Source organism: Streptomyces sp. NPDC014882 (assembly GCF_043081325.1).
Classification (GTDB): Bacteria; Actinomycetota; Actinomycetes; order Streptomycetales; family Streptomycetaceae; genus Streptomyces.
Genome location: NZ_JBIBWL010000006.1, coordinates 383,061 through 402,807, shown reverse-complemented (window position 1 = coordinate 402,807; position 19,747 = coordinate 383,061). Strand labels below are relative to the sequence as shown.

Genomic DNA, 19,747 nt, shown 5'->3' with positions numbered 1-19,747 from the left:
CGAGGCGGGGCCGTTGCCGTCGCCGCGGGCCGGCGACTATGACAGTCGTCATGGTAGGCGCTCTCATGACGGCTGTCATAGAGTGGGCGCCGGTCAGTCGCGACATCCTGGAGGTCGACCATGGCGCCGTCCGGACGGGGGCCCCGCGAGCGGATGGTCTTCAGCGCGGCCCAGCTCATCCGGCGCGACGGCGTCGGCGCCACCGGCATGCGCGAGGTGGCCGCCCACGCGGGGGCGCCCCGGGGATCGCTCCAGCACTACTTCCCCGGCGGCAAGGAGCAACTGGTCAACGAGGCGCTGGCCTGGGCCGGCCGGTACGCGGCCGGCCGGGTGCCCCGGTTCCTGGCCGCGCTGCCCGAGCCGACGCCGAGCGCCCTGTTCGGCGCGATGGTGCGGCAGTGGACCGACGAGTACGCGTCGGCCGGGTTCGCGGGCGGCTGCCCCGTCGCCGCGGCCACGGTGGACTGCGCCGAGTCCGTCGAGTCCACGCGGGAGGCCGCGTCCGCCGCGTTCGCCGCCTGGAACGCCGCCGTGGCCGACGCCCTGACCGGCATGGGCGTCCCGCCGGAACGGGCCGCACCGCTGGCCACCCTCATGATCGGAGCCCTGGAGGGGGCGATCCTCATCGCCCGTGCCGAGCAGGACGTGCGCGCGCTGACGAACGCGGTCCGCGAACTCGGCCCGCTGCTCGACGCGGCGGTGAGCCGCGAGGACTGAACGACGGCGGACGCCGCTACGGCCGCGCCCCGCCGTTGCCGGCCAGGGCCGCGCCCCCGCCGTGGCCGTAGCGGTGGTGACGGCGGTGGCCGTACCGGTGGTGGCGGTGGCCGACGGCGACGCGGGCTCGTCGCACCTCGGCGCCCTGGGCGCGTCCTCGGCGTACCGGGTCAGGGCGCAGACCGTGCGCAGCGCGACCTTCCAGGTGCCGCCCTGCCGGACCGCCGCACCCCGCCCGCCGGGGTCCAGCTCCCGGTCGTCGCGGGTGAGGGCGTAGCCGACGGCGGCGTCCTGGGACGTCGTGTACGCCACCGAGGTCACCGTGGCGCGCAGACGGCTGCCGAGGCGGTCGGCGAAGAGGTTCTCGATCATGAGGGCGTTCTGGGGGCCGTCCTCGACCGCCCCGCTCCGGTCGTCCACGGAGGAGTCCGGGGCGAAGAGGGTCTCCCACGCGGCCCGGATGTCCCGCTCGGCCGTGTCCGGGTCCGCCGGGGCGGTGCCCGTGGGGGACTGGACGATGGGGGACCGGGTGGTGGGCGGCGGGGAACCGCGGGCCGGGGTCGGTGCCGCCGTGGAGCCGGTGGGCGGTGGTGTCGGCGCCGTCCGCGCCGTGTCGTCGCCTCCGCCTCCGCCGCAGGCGCCGGTGAGGACGAGAGCGGCGGCGGTGGCCGCCCAGCGGGCCGCACGTCGTGTCGCAGGGGGCATGGGCTCCTCCGGGTCGCCTGGGGCAGCCCTACCCGGAAAGCGCCGGAACATCCCGGGACGAGCGGTGCGCGAGAGGGCTACGAGCGGGCGCGCGCCCCGTCCGTGAGGGTGCCGTGGCGGCGGCGCCGGCCCGGCCGCACGCCTCGGCCGCGCGCCGGGTGCGGGTGGCCCGCGGGCAGGCCCGGGAGTGGGGGAGGCGGCGGCGCCGGCCACAGCCGTGCCGCCGCCAGTGCGGCTCCCAGGGTGATCGAGCCCAGCGCGGCCACCGCCCAGCCGAGCCCGGCCGTCGCCCCGAGCAGGCCCGCCAGCGGGTACGTCAGCAGCCAGCAGCCGTGCGACAGCGAGAAGTGCGCAGCGAAGGCCGCCGTCCGCGCCTCGGCCGGCGCCGCACGGCGGATCAGCCGCCCGGTCGGTGTCAGGACCATGGCACAGGCCGCACCGAAGGCGGCCCACAGGGCGAGCAGGGCGGCCCACTGCCAGTCGCCGCCCGCGCCGCCGCCCGTGCCGCCCGCGCCGCCCGAGCCGGTGACGGCGCCGAGCGCGGCGAAGACGACCACGAGCAGTGCGGCCCCGCGCACCATCACCGTCCGGTCCGGCACCCGGTCGAGGAGCCGGGGCAGGACCAGGGCCACGGCCATCGAGCCGGCGCCGTACGCACCCAGCGCGAGGGGCACGGCGCCGGTCGGCAGGTCCAGGAAGCCGCGTACGTAGACGACGGTGTTGACGGTCACCGTCGCGCTCGCCGCGGCCACCGCGAGGTCGAGCGCGAGCAGCGCCCGCAGCGCGGGGACGGTGCGGAACAGCCGGGTGCCCGCCGCGGCCCGGGCGCGGGCGCCGCCCGCCCGCACCCGGCGGGCCGGGGGCAGGACCGCGGACACCACGAGTGCGGCCGACGCGAGGAAACCCAGGGCGGTGCCCGTGAACAGCCCGTCGTAGGTGATGACGGACAGCAGGGCCGCCGCCAGGGCCGGTGAGAACAGGCTCTCCAGGTCGTAGGCGAGCCGGGACATCGACAGCGCCCGCGTGTAGTCGCGCTCCTCGGGCAGCACCTCGGGGACGACGGCCTGGAAGGCCGGGGTGAACGCGGCCGAGGCGGACTGGAGCACGAAGACCAGGACGTACACCTGCCACACCTGGTCGACGAAGGGGAGCAGCAGGGCGACCCCGGCACGGGTGAGGTCCGCCGACAGCATGAGGACCTTGCGCGGGAGGCCGTCGGCCAGCGCGCCCACGGCCGGGGCGATCGTCACGTACGCGGCCATCTTGATCGCGAGCGCGGTGCCGAGCACCGAACCGGCGTCGGGGCCCGCGAGGTCGTAGGCCAGCAGCCCGAGGGCCACGGTCGCCAGACCCGTGCCGACCAGGGCGACGACCTGGGCCGCGAAGAGGTGGCGGTAGCTGCGGTTGCGCAGGACGGCGAGCATGCGGGAGGCCCTCTCGGCGGCGCGGTCCGTGTCGGTGCCACGAGTGTAGCCGTCATGTGCGCATCTGTGCACATGATGAAGTGAGGTGCGCGCGGGTCCGGGCGCTCGCGATGCCCGACCGTCGCTCGGCCGCGGCTCGCCCGCCCGCCGCTCGCCCGCTCGATGCCGCTCGGGCGCTCCCGACGGCCTCCCGGGGGTCCGACGGCCTCCCGGGCGCCCCCGGGCGCCCTCGGGCGGATGGCCGCCCCGCGCACGGATGGCTCTAGGCTGGCCCCATGTCCGACAGCCACCCCGTCCCACCTGCGACCGACGTGCACCTGCGAGCCCCCGACAGCGCGCGGCTGGCCGAGGCCACCGGGGTGTTCGCGATGCTGTCGGACGCCACCAGGCTGCACCTGCTGTGGCTGCTGGCGCAGGGCGAGTCGGACGTCGGCTCCCTCACCGAACGCTGCGGCGCCTCCCGGACGGCGGTCAGCCAGCACCTCGGGAAGCTGCGGCTCGCCGGGCTCGTGGACACCCGCCGCGACGGCCGGCACATCCATTACCGGCTCAGCGACGGCCACCTGCGGCGCCTGGTCCTGGAGGCGCTGAGCCACGCCGACCACCGGGTGAGCGGACAGGCGCCGCACGGCTGACGCGCACGGGCGCGGTACGGCTGACGCGGGCGGGCGCCGTACGGCCGACGCGTCGGGTGAGGAGACGTGCGGCGCACGGCTGACATGTGCCGGGGAGCGCCCGGGCGGCGTGGCCGGCGGGGCGTCCGCGCGGCGGGCCGAGGGCCGCCGCACACCCGTGTGCGAAGGCCCTCGGCCGCGCGTCCGGCTACTCCCGGGCGGCGCCCCGGCGACGGACGAGGAACGCCGCGACCGCTGCCGCGGCCAGCGCCGCCGCGACGATGCCGGTCCAGGCGCCCGCGGACAGGCCGCCCTCGTCGTCCTCCGCGGTGTCGGCCGCCTGCGGGGAGGGGCCCGTGGCGGTTTCCCCGGCCGTCGGCACCGGGGTCGCCGTGGGACTCGCCGGGACACCGGGGGAGGGGCTGACGGTGTGCGCGCCGGGCGCGGCCGCCCTCAGCTTCAGGACGGGCGCCTCGTTGCCGTGCCCGTGGCCGTCGTCGCCGGACCCGCCCAGCTCGATCCAGCGGTCGACCTTCCCGTCGCCGTAGGTCTGGAGCGTCTTGAACGCCAACTCCTTCGCGTCGGGCAACTGCCTGACGACCACCGAGTGTTCGGCGTCCTCGCCGACCTTCACGGCCGGGCCCTCGACGCGGTAGCCGTCGGCGGTGGCGGCGAACTCCCAGCCCGCCGGGCCCCCGGCGTAGGTCACGTCGGCCGGCCGGATGCCCTCGGGCAGGACCACCCGCAGTTCGGTGATGCCGGCGGTGGCGGACTCCGACTCGGCCACGAAGGTGAGCCGGACGTTCTCGGCGAGGGCCTGCGCGCCGGCCGACTCGACCTCGACGTGGGCGGCGGCCGGAACGGCGGCCAGCAGGACGGCGGTCGTCGCGGCGGCCGTCGCGAGGGTCAGGGGCCGCGCACCGCGCGGCAGGGTGATGCGGGACATGGGTCTCTCCAGGCACGGGAGGGTGGCGGGGGCCGTCCGGCCGTTGCCGAACGGGCGCCCCCACGAGGTCGGTCGACGAGGCCGGACCCCGGCCGGGGAGGCCCCCGCCGGACCAGCGCGTGCGCCAGCACCGGCCCGAAGGAGGGCAGCCGGTCCCCCTCCGCCGTGACGGGGGCGACCGGCGCACCGGTCGCGGAACCCACGCGTCGCGTCGCCCCGAGACGCAGACGGGCGCGGACGGCGTCGAGGGCGGCCGTCAGCCCGCGCGCCGGCGACCAGCACACCGTGTCCGCGCGGTGCAGCAGGACGGCGGCGCCCGCCGCGACCAGGGCGTGGGCCGCCGTCATGGCCAGGGAGTCGTGCGGCCGCACGTGCCAGGCGCCGTGGACGTCGTGCGAGGCGGCGTGCACGTCGTGCGCGGCGGTCGACGTCCCCGGGCGCCCGGTGTGCGTCAGCCACCGGTGCAGCCCGCACTGCGCGAGGACACCGATGACGACGACCGTGGCCGGACGGCGCGGGCGGCGCGCGCCGGCGAGCCCCACGCCGAACAGCACGGCGGCCGCGGTCGCGCCCCGCGCCCACGGCACCGGCCGCTCCGCGAACAGCTGGTGCGCGCCGGTTCCCAGCACCGTGCCGACGACGGCGAACACCGCGGCCCGCAGGACGGGCAGCGGCGGCCGTGGTGTCGTCGCGGGCAGCTGCATGGCCCGCTCATCATGCGGTACCGGCCGTGTGCCGGGTGCGCGGCCCGGGAAAAGTGGCCGATCGGCAGCGGGGCCGAGCCGGGCGGCCCGGCGGGGCTTGTCCGCCGCGGTCGCCATGGCGCATGCTGCCTCCGGCGGGCAGGAGATCGCGAACCGGGAGGCATGTGGTGGACGGCGCAGTCGTGCGGACGATGTGGGAGCGGTTCGAACTCGTCCACGACCTGGTCTACTTCGCCCCCGAGGCGCACCGGGCCGCCGGTGAACTCGGCCTGCGCGGCTTCTGGATGGGCTACTTCGCCCTCCGCGCCGCCCCCCTCGGCCCCGTTCCGGCCGCCGTCGTCACCAGCTCCTTCTACGTCTTCCACCCCGACCGGGTGGCGCGTGCCGTCCCCGACGCCTGGGGATACGCCGATCCTGCCGACGTCCTCTCGGCGCGCGAACGGGCCATGGACGCCGCGATGACCCGCGTGCTGGGGCCGGACACGGTCGGTTCCGCCGCGATGGCCGAGGCCGCCGACCTCGCCTGGGAGGCGGCGCAGGCCGCCGACACGGCGGGACGCGTCCTCGGCGCCGCCAACCAGGCACTCCCGCGGCCCGCACAGCCGCACGTCCGGCTCTGGCAGGCGGTCACCACCCTGCGCGAACACCGGGGCGACGGGCACATCGCCGCCCTGGTCGGCCACGGCCTGGGCCCGGTCGCGGCGATGGCGCTGAAGTGCGCGGCGGGCGAGTCGGACGAGGAGGTCCTGCGGCAGACCCGCAAGTGGGACCTCACGGCGTGGCGGGCGGCGCAGGCCGAACTGCTCGGCCGCGGCTGGCTCGACGGCGACGGCCGGCTCACCCCCGCCGGGGAGGCGGCCCGCGCGGCCGTCGAGGCCGGGACGGACGCCGCCGCGGCTTCCCCCTGGACGGCCCTGGGCCCCGACGCCACCGCCCGCCTCGGCGGCCTCCTCGCCCCCCTGGCCCGCACCGTCCGCGAGTCGGGCCTCATCCCGGACGGCAACCCGGTGGGCCTCCCGGCGGCGACGGAGACGGAGACGGAGAAACCGGGAGGAGCGGGGGCGGGCGACGGGGAGACAGTCGCGTCGGAGAGCACTCCGGTCTGAGCGCGCGCGGGTCGCGCCGGCGAAGCTGCCCGGCGACGGCGGACGACGGCGGACGACGACGGGCGACTGCGAACGACTGCGGATGAACACGCGTACGGCCCGGCGACTGACGCCCTCCTCGCCATCCGCCGCCGTGTGGCGTCATGCGCCGCCGGACCGGTTGCGCGCCGAGGGGGCCGGCGCTGTCCTGCGCGGGCTCCTGGACCGGCCGTCGCCGGGACGAGCGGGCTCCTCGGCCGGCCGTCGCCGGGCCGAGCGACCCGTCCGGTGTGGCGTGTTCCGTGCTGCCCGGCGCGACGCCGACCGCCCCGCCTCAGTACCCTCCGAACCATGCGGATCTCCGTTTCCTCCGACATGGACGAACCCGTCGCCCGCGCGCTCGTCGCGGAACTGCGCGGGCGAGGGCACGACGTCGTGCCGCACGGTGCGCTGCTGCCCGGTGCGGACGCGCGGTGGGCGGTGTGTTCGGAGGCGGCGGCCCGGGAGGTGGCCGACGGGACCTCGGAACAGGCCGTGGTGTGCTGCTGGACGGGCACGGGGGCGTCCATCGCCGCGAACAAGGTGCCCGGCGTCCGCGCGGCCCTGTGCACCGACGCCGCCACGGCCGAGGGCGCCCGCCGCTGGAACGACGCGAACGTGCTCGCCCTCGGCCTGCGCCTGACCTCCGAGCCGTTGCTGAGGGAGATCCTCGACGCCTGGTTCGCCGCTGAGCCCAGCGAGGACCCCGAGGACCGGGGCAACGTCCTGCACGTCGACCGCCTCGACCGTGGTGGCCGTGGTGGCCGTGGCGGCCGGGCCGGCGACGACGCGGCGCCCTGACGGCCGCCCGCGGCGCGCACCCGCCCCAGGCCCTGTCGTCGCCTCCCCGCCCGCCCCGTGACGCCCCGCCCCGCGACGCCCCGCCCCGCGCCTCCCCGCACGCCTCCTCGCCCCACCGGGGCCCGACCCGGGCGCGTCCCGTACGGGGCCCGGGGCCCGGCACCCCCGTCTTCGCCCGGGGGATCCCCGGAGCCGCACCCGACGCCGCGGGACCCGCCCTCCGGGCGGACGACGGGCGGACGGCGGGCGGCGGGAAGGCCACGGCAGGACCCGGCGGGCCCGGTGTCCGTCCCGGCGCCTCCCGGTTCGGCCGGTCGGGTCGATCGGCCCTGGCGGGTACCCGGCGGCCGGGAGAGGGTGGGAGGGAACGGACCCGCCCGCACCTCCCGCCGACCACCGATCCGGAAGGGACCCCCGATGTCCGTCGACACCCAGCAGGCGTCCGACCGCCTCACCGACGACGAGCTGAGGACGCTGGACGCCCACTGGCGCGCCGCCAACTACCTGTCCGTCGGACAGATCTACCTCATGGCCAACCCCCTGCTCACCGAGCCGCTGCGGCCGGAGCACGTCAAGCCGCGGCTGCTCGGCCACTGGGGCACCTCGCCCGGCCTGAACCTCGTGTACACCCACCTCAACCGCGTCGTCCGCGGCCGTGACCTCGACGCCCTGTGCGTGTGGGGTCCCGGCCACGGCGGGCCGGCGGTGGTCGCCAACTCCTGGCTGGAGGGCTCGTACACCGAGACGTACCCCGACGTCACGCGCGACGCGGCGGGCATGGCCCGGCTGTTCAAGCAGTTCTCCTTCCCGGGCGGCGTCCCCAGCCACGTCGCCCCCGAGACCCCCGGTTCCATCCACGAGGGCGGCGAACTCGGCTACGCGCTCTCCCACGCCTACGGCGCCGCCTACGACAACCCGGACCTGCTCGTCGCCTGCGTGATCGGTGACGGCGAGGCCGAGACCGGGCCGCTGGCCGCGTCCTGGCACTCCAACAAGTTCCTCGACCCCGTCCACGACGGGGCCGTCCTGCCGATCCTCCACCTCAACGGCTACAAGATCGCCAACCCGACGGTGCTGGCCCGGATCCCCGAGCCGGAACTCGACGAACTGCTGCGGGGCTACGGCCACGACCCGCTCCACGTCACCGGGGACGACCCGGCCGCCGTGCACCGCGCGATGGCCGGGGCCATGGACACCGCGCTGGACCGGATCGCCGCGATCCAGCGCGCCGCCCGCGAGGAGGGCGCCGGCGAGCGCCCCCGCTGGCCGGTGATCGTGCTGCGCACCCCGAAGGGCTGGACCGGGCCCGCGCAGGTCGACGGCCTGCCGGTGGAGGGCACCTGGCGCGCCCACCAGGTCCCGCTCTCCGCCGTCCGGGACGATCCGGAGCACCTGCGCCAACTGGAGGCGTGGCTGCGCTCCTACCGGCCCGAGGAACTCTTCGACGAGCGGGGCGCCCCCCGGCACGACGTACTGACCTGGATCCCCGAGGGCACCCGCCGCCTCGGCGCCACCCCGCACGCCAACGGCGGACTGCTGCTGCGCGAACTCCCCCTGCCCGCCCTGGAGTCGTACGCCGTCCCCGTCGACAAGCCCGGCACGACGCTGCACGAACCCACCCGCGTGCTGGGCGAGTTGCTGGAGGAGGTGATGCGCTCCACCGCCGAGCGGCGCGACTTCCGCCTGGTCGGCCCCGACGAGACCGCCTCCAACCGGCTCCAGGCCGTGTACGGCGCCAGCGGCAAGGCCTGGCAGGCGCAGACCCTCCAGGTCGACGAACACCTCGACCGGCACGGCCGGGTGATGGAGATCCTCTCCGAACACACCTGCCAGGGCTGGCTGGAGGGGTACCTGCTCACCGGCCGGCACGGGATGTTCTCGTGCTACGAGGCGTTCGTGCACATCGTCGACTCGATGGTCAACCAGCACATCAAGTGGCTGCGCGTGACCCGCCGGCTGCCCTGGCGGGCGCCCATCGCCTCCCTCAACTACCTGCTGACGTCGCACGTCTGGCGCCAGGACCACAACGGCTTCTCCCACCAGGACCCGGGCTTCGTCGACCACATCCTCAACAAGAGCCCCGAAGCCGTGCGCGTCTACCTGCCGCCGGACACCAACACGCTGCTGTCGGTGGCCGACCACGTGCTGCGCAGCCGCGACTACGTCAACGTGGTCGTGGCCGGGAAACAACCCTGCTTCGACTGGCTGACGATGGAGCAGGCCCGCGCCCACTGCGCCCGCGGCGCCGGCGTCTGGGAGTGGGCGGGAACCGAGAACGGCACCCGCGAACCGGACGTGGTCCTCGGCTGCGCGGGCGACGTGCCGACCCAGGAGGTGCTGGCGGCCGCCCAGCTGCTCCGCCGGCACCTGCCCGAACTCGCGGTCCGCGTGGTCAACGTCGTCGACATCGCCCGCCTGCTGCCGAGCGAGGAGCACCCGCACGGCATGAACGACTTCGAGTACGACGGCCTGTTCACCACCGACAGGCCGGTCGTCTTCGCGTACCACGGCTACCCGTGGCTGATCCACCGGCTCGCCTACCGCCGCACCGGCCACGGCAACCTGCACGTGCGCGGCTACAAGGAGATCGGTACGACGACCACGCCGTTCGACATGGTCGTCCGCAACGACCTCGACCGCTACCGGCTGGTCATGGACGTCATCGACCGCGTCCCCGGCCTCGCGGTGCGCGCCGCGGCCGTACGCCAGCGGATGGAGGACACCCGGCTGCGCCACCACGACTGGATCCGGGTCCACGGCACCGATCTGCCGGAGGTCGCCGACTGGACCTGGGACGGCTGACCGGCACACCGGCACACCGGCCAGGGTGCACGGCGCGGGGCGAACAGGGAGGGGTGAACCGGCCGGGGCGCACCGGCCAGGGCGCACGGGGCGGGGCGGACGGCGCAGGGGAAGGGGCAGGGGCCGGGCGCGCGTGCGCCCTGGTACGGCGCCGGACCCGGTGCCTACAGTGGTCGGTCCGTCCCGCGGCACGGATTCCGGCGGGGCGAGCCCCATCCTTGCGTGGTCCCCGGCCGTCCCCGGCCCCGGCGGTCGTCCGGGCCGGGGCCGACCCGCACACCGGCGCGGCCCGAAGGGCGACGGGTGCGGGGGCCACCACCGCGACAGGCACCACACCGTGACGGCGTTCGGGCCGCGCGACCGGGCCCGCGGCACGAGCGCGCGTCGAGAGCCGCTGGAGGCCGCTGTGTCCCGACCGTGCATCGCCCTGATCGCCGACCCGACGTCGTCCGAAGGCTGCCGGGAGTACCTCGCCGACGCCGTGGAACTGCTCACCGGCACGCCGCCCGTGCGCGTCGACGCCCGCCACTTCGCGACCGGGGCGTCCGGCCGCGGTGTCCGCGACGGAGGCCGCTTACGGCTGCGGGTCGCCGAGGAGGGACTGGACTTCGTGCCCGACATCGTCCTGCTGTACGAGATCCCGCCGCACCGCCGACGCGCCCTGGCCGGCTTCCAGCAACTCCTGGAACGCCATGACGTGGTCACGCTCGGCACCGGCCCCGAGGCCTGGCGGACCGCCACGGAGAAGAACCTCACCGTGGAACGCTTCCGCCGGGACGGCATCGCCCAGATGGAGACCGTCGTCCTGTCCCGTCCCACCGTGCGGGAGGCCGGTGAGGCGTTCGAGCGGCTCGGGGGCGACACCTGGGCGCGGCCCGTCGTCGGCACCGGCGGCGACGACACCTTCCACGTCACCACCCGCGCCCGGCTGGAGGAGGCCACCGGTTACTACGCCGGGCACGGCACCGACTGGATGCTCTCCCGCGACGCGGGCAACTTCACCGCCGACGGACTGCGCCACCAGTTCCGTGTCTTCGTCCTCGGCGGACGCGTCGTGCACGCCCGCGAACACCTCCAGCCCGCCGCCGACACCCCCTGCAACACCTGCCGGGGCGCCACCCCCGTCCCCATCGCCCCGCCGGACCTGCCGCCCCGGCTCACCGAACTCGCCGTCGCCGCCACCGCGTCGGTCGGCCTGCCCTTCGCCGGGGTCGACCTGGCCGTGGAGAACGGCGGCGTCGTCTTCGAGGTCAACGTCCAGCCCGCCTTCGTCGACGGCGAGCTCGAGACCGTGGCCCTCCCGTACGTCAAGGCCCATCTGGACGCCCACGCGCGCGCGGCGGGCGGCCCGCGCACGGCCCGGCGGCCGCACCCGACCCAGGCGATCGGCACCGGCGGCCGGGACTTCAGCGCCCCGGCCTGAACCCGGGCGTCCGCCCTCGTTCGGGGACGCGTCCTCGTACCGAGGACCCGTCCCCGTCCGGCCGATCCGGACGTCGGCGGACTCGGGCGTCCGGCCGATCCGGGTGTCCGGCCGATCCGGATGTCCGGTCCGACTCGGGCGTCCGGCGGGTCCGGGCGGAAGACCCTAGGTCGCCGGGAGCTGCGCCAGCAGGAGGGTCACGTCGTCGTTGTGGCTCTCCGGATCCGGCAGGAGGCCGGCGAGCACCTGGTCGGCGGCCGTCTCCAGACAGGGCACGGTGGTGAACGACTTCTCGAGCAGCACGGCGAGTTCGCCGATGCGCAGCTCGATGTCGCTGCCCGGCGTCTCGACCAGGCCGTCCGTGTACAGCACCAGGGTGGCTCCCGGCGGTATGTGCACGCGGGCCTGCTCGAACGGGCCGTCGCCGACTCCGAGGGGCACGTTGACGGGGCAGTCGAGCGCCCGCACCCCCTCGCCCGCCCCGGCGACCAGGACCGGCAGATGGCCCGCCGAGCAGATCGTCACCGTGCCCGCCTTCGGGGCGATGACCAGGTAGCAGCAGGTCACGAGCTGGTCGGGCACGTCCAGGTCGGCGACGCAGGTGTCCAGCGCCCGCATCAGCCGCCGCGGCTGCATGCCGGTCTTCGCCAGCGCGTGCGCGGCCGAGCGCAACTGGCCCATCACGGCTGCGGCCTCCAGACCACGCCCCATCACGTCGCCTATGAGCACCCCCACCCGGCCGCCGTCCAGCGGCACGAGGTCGAACCAGTCGCCGCCCACCCCGGCGCCCTGCGTGGCGGGCCGGTAGCGGCTGGCGGTGGCCAGGCCGGGCGGCGCGGGCGGGGTGCCCATCAGGCTGCGCTGGAGCGTGAGGGCGATGTGCCGCTGCTGCTCGTACAGTTCGGTCAGCTCGGCCTGGGCGCGCTTGCGGTCGCTGATGTCCCGCACGATCGCGCACGCCCCGACCACCGTGCCCCGGGTGTCCCGGGTCGGCCACAGGGTCATGTCCACGTCGAGCAGTGCGCCGCCGCTGGTCACCTTCAGCGTCTCGAAGTGCTCCACCTTCCGGCCCCGCCGGAGCTGCCGCAGCAGCGCCCTGACCTCGCCGCGCAGTTCGGGCGGGGCCAGCAGGGAGACGTGCCGGCCGACGGCCTCGTCGGCGGTGTAGCCGTACAGGCGCTGTGCCGCCGCGTTCCAGTAGGTGACGTACCCGTCCAGGGTGTGGGCGAGGATGGCGTCCTGCGACGACTCCACGAGGGCGGCCAGCTCGTTGATGCGGGCCTCGGCGGCCTTGCGGTCGGAGACGTCGCGGACCGCCGCCGACACCAGCAGCCCGTCCGTGGTCTCCAGGGGGCTCAGACTGATCTCGACGGGGAACTCGGTGCCGTCCTTGCGCAGTCCGAGCAGTTCGAGTCCGGCGCCCATGGGCCGGACCTGGCGGTTGGCCGTGTAGCCCCCGCGGTGCCCGGTGTGCTGCTCGCGGAAGCGGTGCGGCAGCAGCAACTCGACCGGCTGGTCGAGGAGTTCCTCGCGGCGATAGCCGAAGAGGGTCTCGGTCTGGGCGTTGACGAGCCGGATGACGCCCCGGTCGTCGACGATGACCATCGCGTCCGGCGCCGCCTCCAGCAGCCCCCGGAACCGCTCCTCCGCCCCGCCCGGAACCTTCTCGCGCACAGGGGCGCGGCAGCCGTACCGTCGTTCCACCGGTTCCGCCTGCACCAAGTCGGCCATGTTCCACCTCACCTTGCGCGACGATTCAGGCCATCTCAGCGTCTTCGCACCCGCCCCGCTCCGGGATGTCGCTTACTGACCGTTCACGCCCGAAGCTGGCCGATCATGGTCCGGGTGTGCGCCACGGGCCCTCCGGGCGCCGCTTCACCACCGGTCCGTACGGTATGGCACGGTTTCGCACCGCCCGGCCGGACAGGAACGGTCCGACCCGATCAGGAAACGGGAAGCGCCGGGCCGCGGGCGGCACATAGCGTGGGGACGACGCCCAGGAACACGGACGGAGACCGTTGATGAGCCCCGCGAACAGGACGGACGGTCGGCCGTCCGCGCCGCACGCCGCCGACACCCACGACATGATCCGTGTGCACAGCGCGCGCGTGAACAACCTCAAGGACGTCAGCGTCGAGATCCCGAAGCGCCGGCTGACCGTCTTCACGGGGGTGTCCGGCTCGGGCAAGAGCTCGCTGGTCTTCGACACGATCGCCGCCGAGTCGCAACGGCTGATCAACGAGACGTACAGCGCCTTCGTGCAGGGCTTCATGCCGACGCTCGCGAGGCCCGACGTCGACGTGCTCGACGGACTGACCACCGCGATCATCGTCGACCAGCAGCGGATGGGCGCGGACCCCCGCTCCACGGTCGGCACCGCCACCGACGCCAACGCGATGCTGCGCATCCTCTTCAGCCGGCTGGGCGAGCCGCACATCGGTCCGCCCAGCGCCTACTCCTTCAACACCGCCTCGGTGCGGGCCGGCGGCAGCATCACCGTCGAGCGCGGCGCCGGGAGGACGGTGAAGGCGACCTACCGGCGCACCGGCGGCATGTGCACCCGCTGCGAGGGCCGGGGCACGGTCTCCGACATCGACCTCACCCAGCTCTACGACGCCGGCAAGTCCCTCAACGAGGGCGCGCTGACGATCCCCGGCTACAGCGTGGACGGCTGGTACGGCCGCATCTTCAGCGGTTGCGGCTTCTTCGACCCGGACAGGCCGATCCGCGAGTTCACCGAGAGGGAACTGCACGACCTCCTCCACAAGGAGCCGACCAAGATCAAGGTCGACGGCATCAACCTGACGTACGAGGGGCTGATCCCGAAGATCCGGAAGTCGATGCTCGCCAAGGACGTCGACGCGCTCCAGCCCCACGTGCGCGCCTTCGTGGAGCGGGCCACGACCTTCACCGTCTGCCCCGAGTGCGGGGGCACCCGGCTCAGCGAGGGCGCCCGTTCGTCGAGGATCGACGGGATCAGCATCGCCGACGCCTGCGCGATGCAGATCACCGACCTCGCCGCGTGGGTGCGCGATCTCGACGTGCCGTCGGTGGCGCCGCTGCTGGCGGCGCTGCGTCAGACCCTCGACTCGTTCGCGGAGATCGGCCTCGGCTACCTCTCGCTCGACCGGCCGGCCGGCACCCTGTCGGGCGGCGAGGCGCAGCGCGTCAGGATGATCCGCCACCTCGGCTCCTCGCTCACCGACGTCACCTACGTCTTCGACGAGCCCACCACCGGCCTGCACCCCCACGACATCCAGCGGATGAACGACCTGCTGCTGCGCCTGCGGGACAAGGGCAACACCGTCCTCGTCGTGGAGCACAAGCCGCAGACGATCGCGATCGCCGACCACGTCGTCGACCTCGGCCCCGGCGCCGGCACCGCGGGCGGCACCGTCTGCTACGAGGGCACCGTCGAGGGGCTGCGCGCCGGTGACACCGTCACCGGCCGCCACCTCGACGACCGGACCGCGCCGAAGGACTCCGTGCGCAGGCCGACCGGGGCACTGGAGATCCGCGGCGCGACGGCGCACAACCTCCGGGGCGTCGACGTGGACATCCCGCTCGGCGTGCTCACCGTCGTCACGGGTGTCGCCGGCTCCGGCAAGAGTTCGCTCGTCCACGGGTCGATCCCCGCCGGCGCGGGAGTGGTGAGGGTCGACCAGAGTCCCATCAGGGGGTCGCGGCGCAGCAACCCGGCGACCTACACCGGACTGCTCGACCCCATCCGCAAGGCGTTCGCCAAGGCCAACGGCGTCAAGCCGGCCCTGTTCAGCGCCAACTCCGAGGGTGCCTGCCCCACCTGCAACGGCGCGGGAGTCGTCTACACCGACCTGGCGATGATGGCCGGCGTGGCCGCCACCTGCGAGGACTGCGAGGGCAAGCGCTACCAGGCGGCGGTGCTCGACCACCGCCTCGGCGGCCGGGACATCAGCGAGGTGCTCGCGATGCCGGTGGCCAGGGCCGAGGAGTTCTTCGGGTCGGGCGAGGCGCGCATCCCGGCCGCGCAGCGCGTCCTCGGCCGGCTCGCCGACGTCGGGCTCGGCTACCTCACCCTCGGCCAGCCGCTCACCACGCTGTCCGGCGGCGAGCGGCAGCGGCTCAAGCTCGCCACCCACATGGGCGACAAGGGCGGCGTCCACGTCCTCGACGAGCCGACCACCGGCCTGCACCTCGCCGACGTGGAGCAGCTGCTCGGGCTGCTGGACCGGCTGGTCGACGCCGGCAAGTCGGTCGTCGTCGTCGAACACCACCCGGCGGTCATGGCGCACGCCGACTGGATCATCGACCTCGGTCCCGGCGCGGGACACGACGGCGGCAGGATCGTCTTCGAGGGCACCCCGGCCGACCTCGTCGCCGCCCGCTCCACCCTCACCGGCGAGCACCTGGCGGCGTACGTCGGCGCCTGACGCCCCACCCCGCGGTGAGTCCGTCGGCGGGGAGGGTCAGTGTCCGCCCAGCCCGCCCCCGCCGAACGAACCGCTGCTGCCGGAACTCCAGCGCGGCCGCGACTTGGACGTGCTCGGCCGGGTCCGCATGTTGGTCAGTTCGTACGGGGTGAGGGCGCGGCCCCCCTTTCCGGTCCGCGGCACCTCGTCGGGCTCCCGGATCTCCTGGACCTCGCGCACGGGCCCCTCCGGGGGCAGGTGCGGCTGCTCCTCGGGGCGGGGCCGGGGCAGCTCGCGCTGCTTGACGCGCGCGCCCAGCCAGAAGCTGCCGGCGAGCAGGGCCACGAGGGCCACACCGACCACGAACAGGGCCACGCTGAGCAGGCCGCTCGTGGCGGCCAACTGCATGTTTGCGCTAGTCATATCAGGCGAATACCCCACCGATCGGGCGCGAACCGTTTCACCGAACCCGTCGCTCTCCGTACGAAGGTGATGCCGGACCGGCGGCGGAACCGGTGGTCGGCCCGGTGCCGGTCCGGTCCCGGGCCGGTGGGCGGTTCAGCGCGGGCCAGGGCGGGACCGGTGTCGCGTCCGGAGCGGGCCCGGGCGGGACCCGGGCGGGATCGGTGTCGCGTCCCGTACCCGCCCGGTGGCGCGGGCGCCGTGGTCCGCTCGCGGCCGGGTTTGGCGCGGCTCGCCGCGGCTACCCGCGCTGTGTGACTTCGACGACATCCCAACAGGAACTCTTCCGGTTTCTGGAGGACCGCTTCGCGTGCGCCCAGGCGTGCACCGCGTGTGCGCGGGCCAGCGCGCTGCGCGCGAGCCTGGTGGGTCCGGACGGAACCGGGGAGCAGGAACTCGTGCGCCGCAAGGGGATCATGTGCGCGGAGGTCTGCGACGCGACCTGCCGCGTGCTGTCCGAGGACAACCGGGTGGACGAGGCGGGCATCCGGGTCCAGGTGGAGTGGTGCCGGACCGTCTGCCTGGAGACCGCGCACGTCTTCGACCGGCACCCGGGTGCCGAGGACGCCGCGGCCGTGTGCCGCGCGTGCGCCCAGGCCTGCACCGACTTCCTGCAGACCCTGCGGTGACGGAGAGGCCTCGGTGCCGGTGACAGGGAGGCCCCGGTGCCGGGGCCGGGGCCGACCGGGACAGGCCGGGGAACACCCCGCCCACGACGCGGGCCCCCGCCCGGCGGGTCCGCCGGGAAGGTGACGGCCCGAGGCGGGCGGAGGTCGGTCGGCCCCGCCTCGGGACCAGTGGCCCCTGCCCCGGAGGCGCCCCGGGGGGCGACGCTGGTGGTGGACCCCCCGTCCCGGGTCCCTTGTCCCGGATCCTGAGCCCGGGATCCTCCGACGAGGAGGTGGAGACCATGCTCCGCACCGTCACCGTAGGTCTCGACGGCTCGCGTGAGAGCCGCGCCGCCGTGGAGTGGGCGGCGCGCGAGGCGAAGCTGCGCGGCCTGCCCCTGAGGATCGTGCACGTCTGGCAGCCGGTCCCGGAACCGATGGCCCAGGCGCCGCTGCTCGGCGCCGAGACGCAGGCGCACTGGACCGAGCGCATCCCCCGGGAGGCCGCCGCGGGGGTCGGCCTGCGCCATCCCGGTGTCGAGGTGACCGGCGAGCAGCTCTCCGGACCGGCCGGTGACGTCCTCGCCGAGGCGGCGAACAGCGCCGAGCTGCTCGTCCTGGGCTCCCGGGGGCTCAGCGGGATCGGCGGGTTCATGATCGGCTCCGTGGGTCTGTCCGCCGTCGCGCACACGGAGCGCCCCGTCGTCCTGGTCCGCGCGCTGGAGGGGGCCGCCGACGAACACGAGCCCGACCCGGCGGGGATACCGTCCGCCGCGACCCCGTTCCGGCCGGTGGTGCTCGGACTCGACACCGACCACCCGGACGAGACCCTGATCGGGTTCGCCTTCGAGGCCGCCAGGCTCCGGGACACCTCCCTGCGGGTCGTCCACGGCTGGAACCCGCCGCCGTACCACGCGTACGGCAGGCCCGCCGACCCCGCGCGCCACGAGGCCCTGAGCCTGAGCGCGGCCGGGGCCCTCTCCGAGGCGCTGCGGCCGTGGCGGCACAAGTTCCCGGACGTCGGGGTCGTCGAGGTGTCCCGCCGCGGCAGCGCGGCCGTCCACGTCGTGGACGCCGCCCGTGCGGCCTCGCTCGTCGTGGTGGGCCGCCGGATCCGCCGCAGCCCGTTCGGCGCCCACATCGGTCACGTCACGCACGCGGTCCTCCACCACTCGACGGCCCCCGTCGCCGTGGTCCCCCACGACTGACCCCCGAGGAGGAGAAGCCATGAACGCAGCGGTCGTCCGAGCGTTCGCCGGGCCCCTCGCCGCCGACGTCCCCGCCCGTGGCGTCGCCGTCCCGGACGAGGGGCGGTGAGCGCGATGGACCTCCCCCTCGTGGTGGGCGTGGACGGCTCCGAGCCGAGCCTGCGGGCCGTGGACTGGGCGGCCGACGAGGCCGCCCTGCGCGGGGTCCCGCTCCGGCTGGTGTACGCCTCCCTCTGGGAGCGGTACGAGGGCGACTCCCTCGCCGAGGACCTCACCGACGACCTGGACGGGCGGACCGGGCAGGTGACGGCCGAGGCCGTCGTGCGCGTCGCCGCGAGACGGGCCGCGCTGCGCCACCCCGACGTCGAGGTCTCCACCGACGTGCTGCCCGAGGAGCCCGAGTCCGCGCTCGTCCGCGAGGGGCGCAACGCCTGCGCCCTGGTACTCGGCCACCGGGGCCGCAGCGGCCTCGTCGAGATGCTGCTCGGCTCGGTCGGCCTGAGCGTCGCCGCCCACGCGGACTGCCCGGTGATCGTGCTGCGCGGCGGTCACGACAACCGGGTCCGGGCCGGTGTGCACGGCCGCGTCGTCGTCGGCGTCGGCGACAAGGGCACGGACTCCGCCGCCCTGCGTTTCGCCGTCCGGGAGGCCCGGCTGCGCGGCGCGACGCTGGAGGCCGTACGGGCCTGGCGGTGCCCCGCGCACGAGACCACCGACCACCCCCTGCTCGTCGGGGAGCCCGCCAGGCTGCACGAACTGCAGGCCGCCGAGACCCTGGAGCGGGCACTCGAGGACGTGCCCGCCGAGCTGGAACTGCGCCGCCGCACCGCGGAGGGCCCCGCTCGCGGGGTGCTCCTGGCGGCCTCGCACGAGGCGGACCTGCTGGTGGTCGGCGCCCGGCGCACCCCGGGGCACATCGGACTCCAGCTGGGGCGCGTCGCCCACGCGGTGCTGCACCACGCGGCCTGCCCGGTGGCGGTCGTACCCGAGCGGCCGTGAGGACCCGGCCGGCCGGGCGGCGACCGGCCGGCCGGGAGAACCGGAGACCGGCCGCGCGACAGAATCAGCGACCGGCCGTCCGGCAGAACCGGCCGTCCGGCAGAACCGGCCGTCCGGCAGAACCGGCCGTCCGGCAGAACCGGCCGTCCGGCAGAACCGGCCGTCCGGCCGTGCCGGGGGTGGGGGAGCGGGACCGGTCGGCCCCGCCGGGGCTCACGCGAGCGGGGACGGACCGCGGGCCGTCAGGCGGACCCCGGTGACCAGATCGGGGCCGATGCGGACGGCGTGATCCATCCGCTGCGTCGCCCAGGGCCGCAACAGGGCTTGGTAGCGGGCGAGTTCGTCAGGGTCGGTGACCAGCCGCGCGTAGCCCGTGACGACCACGCTCCAGCCGAGATGGGTGGCGGGGTCGATGTCGTCGGCCTCGTAGGCGACGACGGCCCTCTCGGCCCCGGTCTGCCGGGTGTACCGGATCAGCGCGGCGTCCCCGTGGGTGCGGATGACGATGTCGCCGTCGACCAGGACGTGGTTGACGGGGCGCACCGTCGGCAGCGCGTGCCGGGTGAAGACGATCCGCCCCAGGGACACGCCGCCCAGCAGCCGCAGCGCCTCGGCGGCGTCCAGCTCGACACTCGTCCGTGTCTCCGGGGCGTCCGGCCGGTCGTCGCCGGCCAGGGTGGGTGTCCGTATCGTCGGGTCCATCACAGGTCTCTGTCTCCCGCGGCCGCGCGTGCGCCTGACCGGGTCATTCGAACCGGGCGGACGCCCGCCCCACCAGGGCCGACCGGCCCTGTGGGGCGTCCGATGGTCCCGGCCGGGCCG

General features: G+C 75.5%; 17 protein-coding genes. 11 read left to right on the top strand and 6 right to left on the bottom strand.

Annotated features, from left to right (window positions below; all coding sequences use genetic code 11):
• Positions 1-120 precede the first annotated feature (120 nt).
• Both ACF09K_RS17755 and ACF09K_RS17750 read left to right on the top strand, forming a co-directional pair.
• Complete coding sequence (locus ACF09K_RS17755) at positions 121-717, top strand: TetR/AcrR family transcriptional regulator (RefSeq protein WP_392244514.1); 597 nt, start codon at positions 121-123, stop codon at positions 715-717.
• Positions 718-778: 61 nt separating this feature from the next.
• Positions 779-994: a hypothetical protein gene (locus ACF09K_RS17750; protein ID WP_392244513.1), complete on the top strand. Its 216-nt coding sequence runs from the start codon at positions 779-781 to the stop codon at positions 992-994.
• Between the two features lie 505 nt (positions 995-1,499).
• Here the strand turns inward: ACF09K_RS17750 and ACF09K_RS17745 are convergent.
• The gene (locus tag ACF09K_RS17745) at positions 1,500-2,846 is read right to left on the bottom strand and encodes an MFS transporter (RefSeq protein ID WP_392244511.1); all 1,347 of its coding nucleotides are present in this window, start codon (positions 2,844-2,846) and stop codon (positions 1,500-1,502) included.
• 275 nt (positions 2,847-3,121) lie between these two features.
• Here ACF09K_RS17745 and ACF09K_RS17740 point away from each other — a divergent pair, with 275 nt between their 5' ends.
• Complete coding sequence (locus ACF09K_RS17740) at positions 3,122-3,481, top strand: ArsR/SmtB family transcription factor (protein ID WP_392244509.1); 360 nt, start codon at positions 3,122-3,124, stop codon at positions 3,479-3,481.
• A 187-nt stretch (positions 3,482-3,668) separates the two neighbouring features.
• Here ACF09K_RS17740 and ACF09K_RS17735 read toward each other — a convergent pair whose 3' ends face one another.
• Both ACF09K_RS17735 and ACF09K_RS17730 read right to left on the bottom strand, forming a co-directional pair.
• The gene (locus tag ACF09K_RS17735) at positions 3,669-4,406 is read right to left on the bottom strand and encodes a DUF1775 domain-containing protein (protein WP_392244507.1); all 738 of its coding nucleotides are present in this window, start codon (positions 4,404-4,406) and stop codon (positions 3,669-3,671) included.
• Positions 4,367-5,110, bottom strand: a complete 744-nt coding sequence (locus tag ACF09K_RS17730; RefSeq protein ID WP_392244505.1) for a hypothetical protein — start codon at positions 5,108-5,110, stop codon at positions 4,367-4,369. Before ACF09K_RS17730 ends, ACF09K_RS17735 begins: the two co-directional genes overlap by 40 nt.
• 167 nt (positions 5,111-5,277) lie before the next feature.
• Here ACF09K_RS17730 and ACF09K_RS17725 point away from each other — a divergent pair, with 167 nt between their 5' ends.
• From ACF09K_RS17725 to ACF09K_RS17710, 4 genes are all read left to right on the top strand, one after another.
• Positions 5,278-6,216 (top strand): hypothetical protein, encoded by a 939-nt coding sequence (locus ACF09K_RS17725; RefSeq protein ID WP_392244504.1) that lies wholly within the window; start codon positions 5,278-5,280, stop codon positions 6,214-6,216.
• Between the two features lie 330 nt (positions 6,217-6,546).
• Positions 6,547-7,035, top strand: a complete 489-nt coding sequence (locus tag ACF09K_RS17720; RefSeq protein WP_392244503.1) for an RpiB/LacA/LacB family sugar-phosphate isomerase — start codon at positions 6,547-6,549, stop codon at positions 7,033-7,035.
• Positions 7,036-7,452: 417 nt separating this feature from the next.
• A complete protein-coding gene (locus tag ACF09K_RS17715; RefSeq protein ID WP_392244502.1) occupies positions 7,453-9,837 on the top strand; it encodes a phosphoketolase in 2,385 nt (794 codons plus the stop codon).
• A gap of 406 nt (positions 9,838-10,243) precedes the next feature.
• A complete protein-coding gene (locus tag ACF09K_RS17710) occupies positions 10,244-11,260 on the top strand; it encodes a RimK family alpha-L-glutamate ligase (protein ID WP_392244500.1) in 1,017 nt (338 codons plus the stop codon).
• A gap of 165 nt (positions 11,261-11,425) precedes the next feature.
• Here the strand turns inward: ACF09K_RS17710 and ACF09K_RS17705 are convergent, their stop codons facing one another.
• The gene (locus tag ACF09K_RS17705) at positions 11,426-12,964 is read right to left on the bottom strand and encodes a PAS domain S-box protein (protein WP_392244553.1); all 1,539 of its coding nucleotides are present in this window, start codon (positions 12,962-12,964) and stop codon (positions 11,426-11,428) included.
• Positions 12,965-13,281: 317 nt separating this feature from the next.
• Here ACF09K_RS17705 and ACF09K_RS17700 point away from each other — a divergent pair, with 317 nt between their 5' ends.
• The gene (locus ACF09K_RS17700) at positions 13,282-15,669 is read left to right on the top strand and encodes an ATP-binding cassette domain-containing protein (RefSeq protein WP_392244498.1); all 2,388 of its coding nucleotides are present in this window, start codon (positions 13,282-13,284) and stop codon (positions 15,667-15,669) included.
• A gap of 36 nt (positions 15,670-15,705) precedes the next feature.
• On the opposite strand, the gene ACF09K_RS17695 is transcribed toward ACF09K_RS17700, so the two are convergent.
• Positions 15,706-16,071: a DUF6479 family protein gene (locus ACF09K_RS17695; RefSeq protein ID WP_392244496.1), complete on the bottom strand. Its 366-nt coding sequence runs from the start codon at positions 16,069-16,071 to the stop codon at positions 15,706-15,708.
• A gap of 293 nt (positions 16,072-16,364) precedes the next feature.
• Between ACF09K_RS17695 and ACF09K_RS17690 the strand changes: the two genes are divergently transcribed.
• The 3 genes from ACF09K_RS17690 (at position 16,365) to ACF09K_RS17680 (ending at position 18,925) form a co-directional block, all read left to right on the top strand.
• On the top strand, positions 16,365-16,739 hold the full coding sequence (locus ACF09K_RS17690) for a ferredoxin (protein ID WP_392244494.1): 375 nt from the start codon (positions 16,365-16,367) through the stop codon (positions 16,737-16,739).
• Positions 16,740-17,020: 281 nt separating this feature from the next.
• Entirely contained in the window at positions 17,021-17,926 is a 906-nt protein-coding gene (locus tag ACF09K_RS17685) for a universal stress protein (protein WP_392244492.1), read from the top strand.
• A gap of 114 nt (positions 17,927-18,040) precedes the next feature.
• Positions 18,041-18,925, top strand: coding sequence for a universal stress protein (locus ACF09K_RS17680; protein WP_392244491.1), 885 nt, complete (start codon positions 18,041-18,043; stop codon positions 18,923-18,925).
• Positions 18,926-19,138: 213 nt separating this feature from the next.
• On the opposite strand, the gene ACF09K_RS17675 is transcribed toward ACF09K_RS17680, so the two are convergent.
• Positions 19,139-19,627: a pyridoxamine 5'-phosphate oxidase family protein gene (locus tag ACF09K_RS17675; RefSeq protein WP_392244489.1), complete on the bottom strand. Its 489-nt coding sequence runs from the start codon at positions 19,625-19,627 to the stop codon at positions 19,139-19,141.
• Positions 19,628-19,747 lie beyond the last annotated feature (120 nt).

Excerpts from the sequence above, each read along its gene's own strand:
- ACF09K_RS17745 (WP_392244511.1), bottom strand. The coding sequence starts at position 2,846 with ATGCTCGCCGTCCTGCGCAACCGCAGCTACCGCCACCTCTTCGCGGCC.
- ACF09K_RS17675 (WP_392244489.1), bottom strand. The coding sequence starts at position 19,627 with ATGGACCCGACGATACGGACACCCACCCTGGCCGGCGACGACCGGCCG.
- ACF09K_RS17695 (WP_392244496.1), bottom strand. The coding sequence starts at position 16,071 with ATGACTAGCGCAAACATGCAGTTGGCCGCCACGAGCGGCCTGCTCAGC.
- ACF09K_RS17740 (WP_392244509.1), top strand. The coding sequence starts at position 3,122 with ATGTCCGACAGCCACCCCGTCCCACCTGCGACCGACGTGCACCTGCGA.
- ACF09K_RS17735 (WP_392244507.1), bottom strand. The coding sequence starts at position 4,406 with ATGTCCCGCATCACCCTGCCGCGCGGTGCGCGGCCCCTGACCCTCGCG.
- ACF09K_RS17685 (WP_392244492.1), top strand. The coding sequence starts at position 17,021 with ATGCTCCGCACCGTCACCGTAGGTCTCGACGGCTCGCGTGAGAGCCGC.
- ACF09K_RS17715 (WP_392244502.1), top strand. The coding sequence starts at position 7,453 with ATGTCCGTCGACACCCAGCAGGCGTCCGACCGCCTCACCGACGACGAG.
- ACF09K_RS17730 (WP_392244505.1), bottom strand. The coding sequence starts at position 5,110 with ATGCAGCTGCCCGCGACGACACCACGGCCGCCGCTGCCCGTCCTGCGG.
- ACF09K_RS17700 (WP_392244498.1), top strand. The coding sequence starts at position 13,282 with ATGAGCCCCGCGAACAGGACGGACGGTCGGCCGTCCGCGCCGCACGCC.
- ACF09K_RS17755 (WP_392244514.1), top strand. The coding sequence starts at position 121 with ATGGCGCCGTCCGGACGGGGGCCCCGCGAGCGGATGGTCTTCAGCGCG.
- ACF09K_RS17720 (WP_392244503.1), top strand. The coding sequence starts at position 6,547 with ATGCGGATCTCCGTTTCCTCCGACATGGACGAACCCGTCGCCCGCGCG.
- ACF09K_RS17680 (WP_392244491.1), top strand. The coding sequence starts at position 18,041 with ATGGACCTCCCCCTCGTGGTGGGCGTGGACGGCTCCGAGCCGAGCCTG.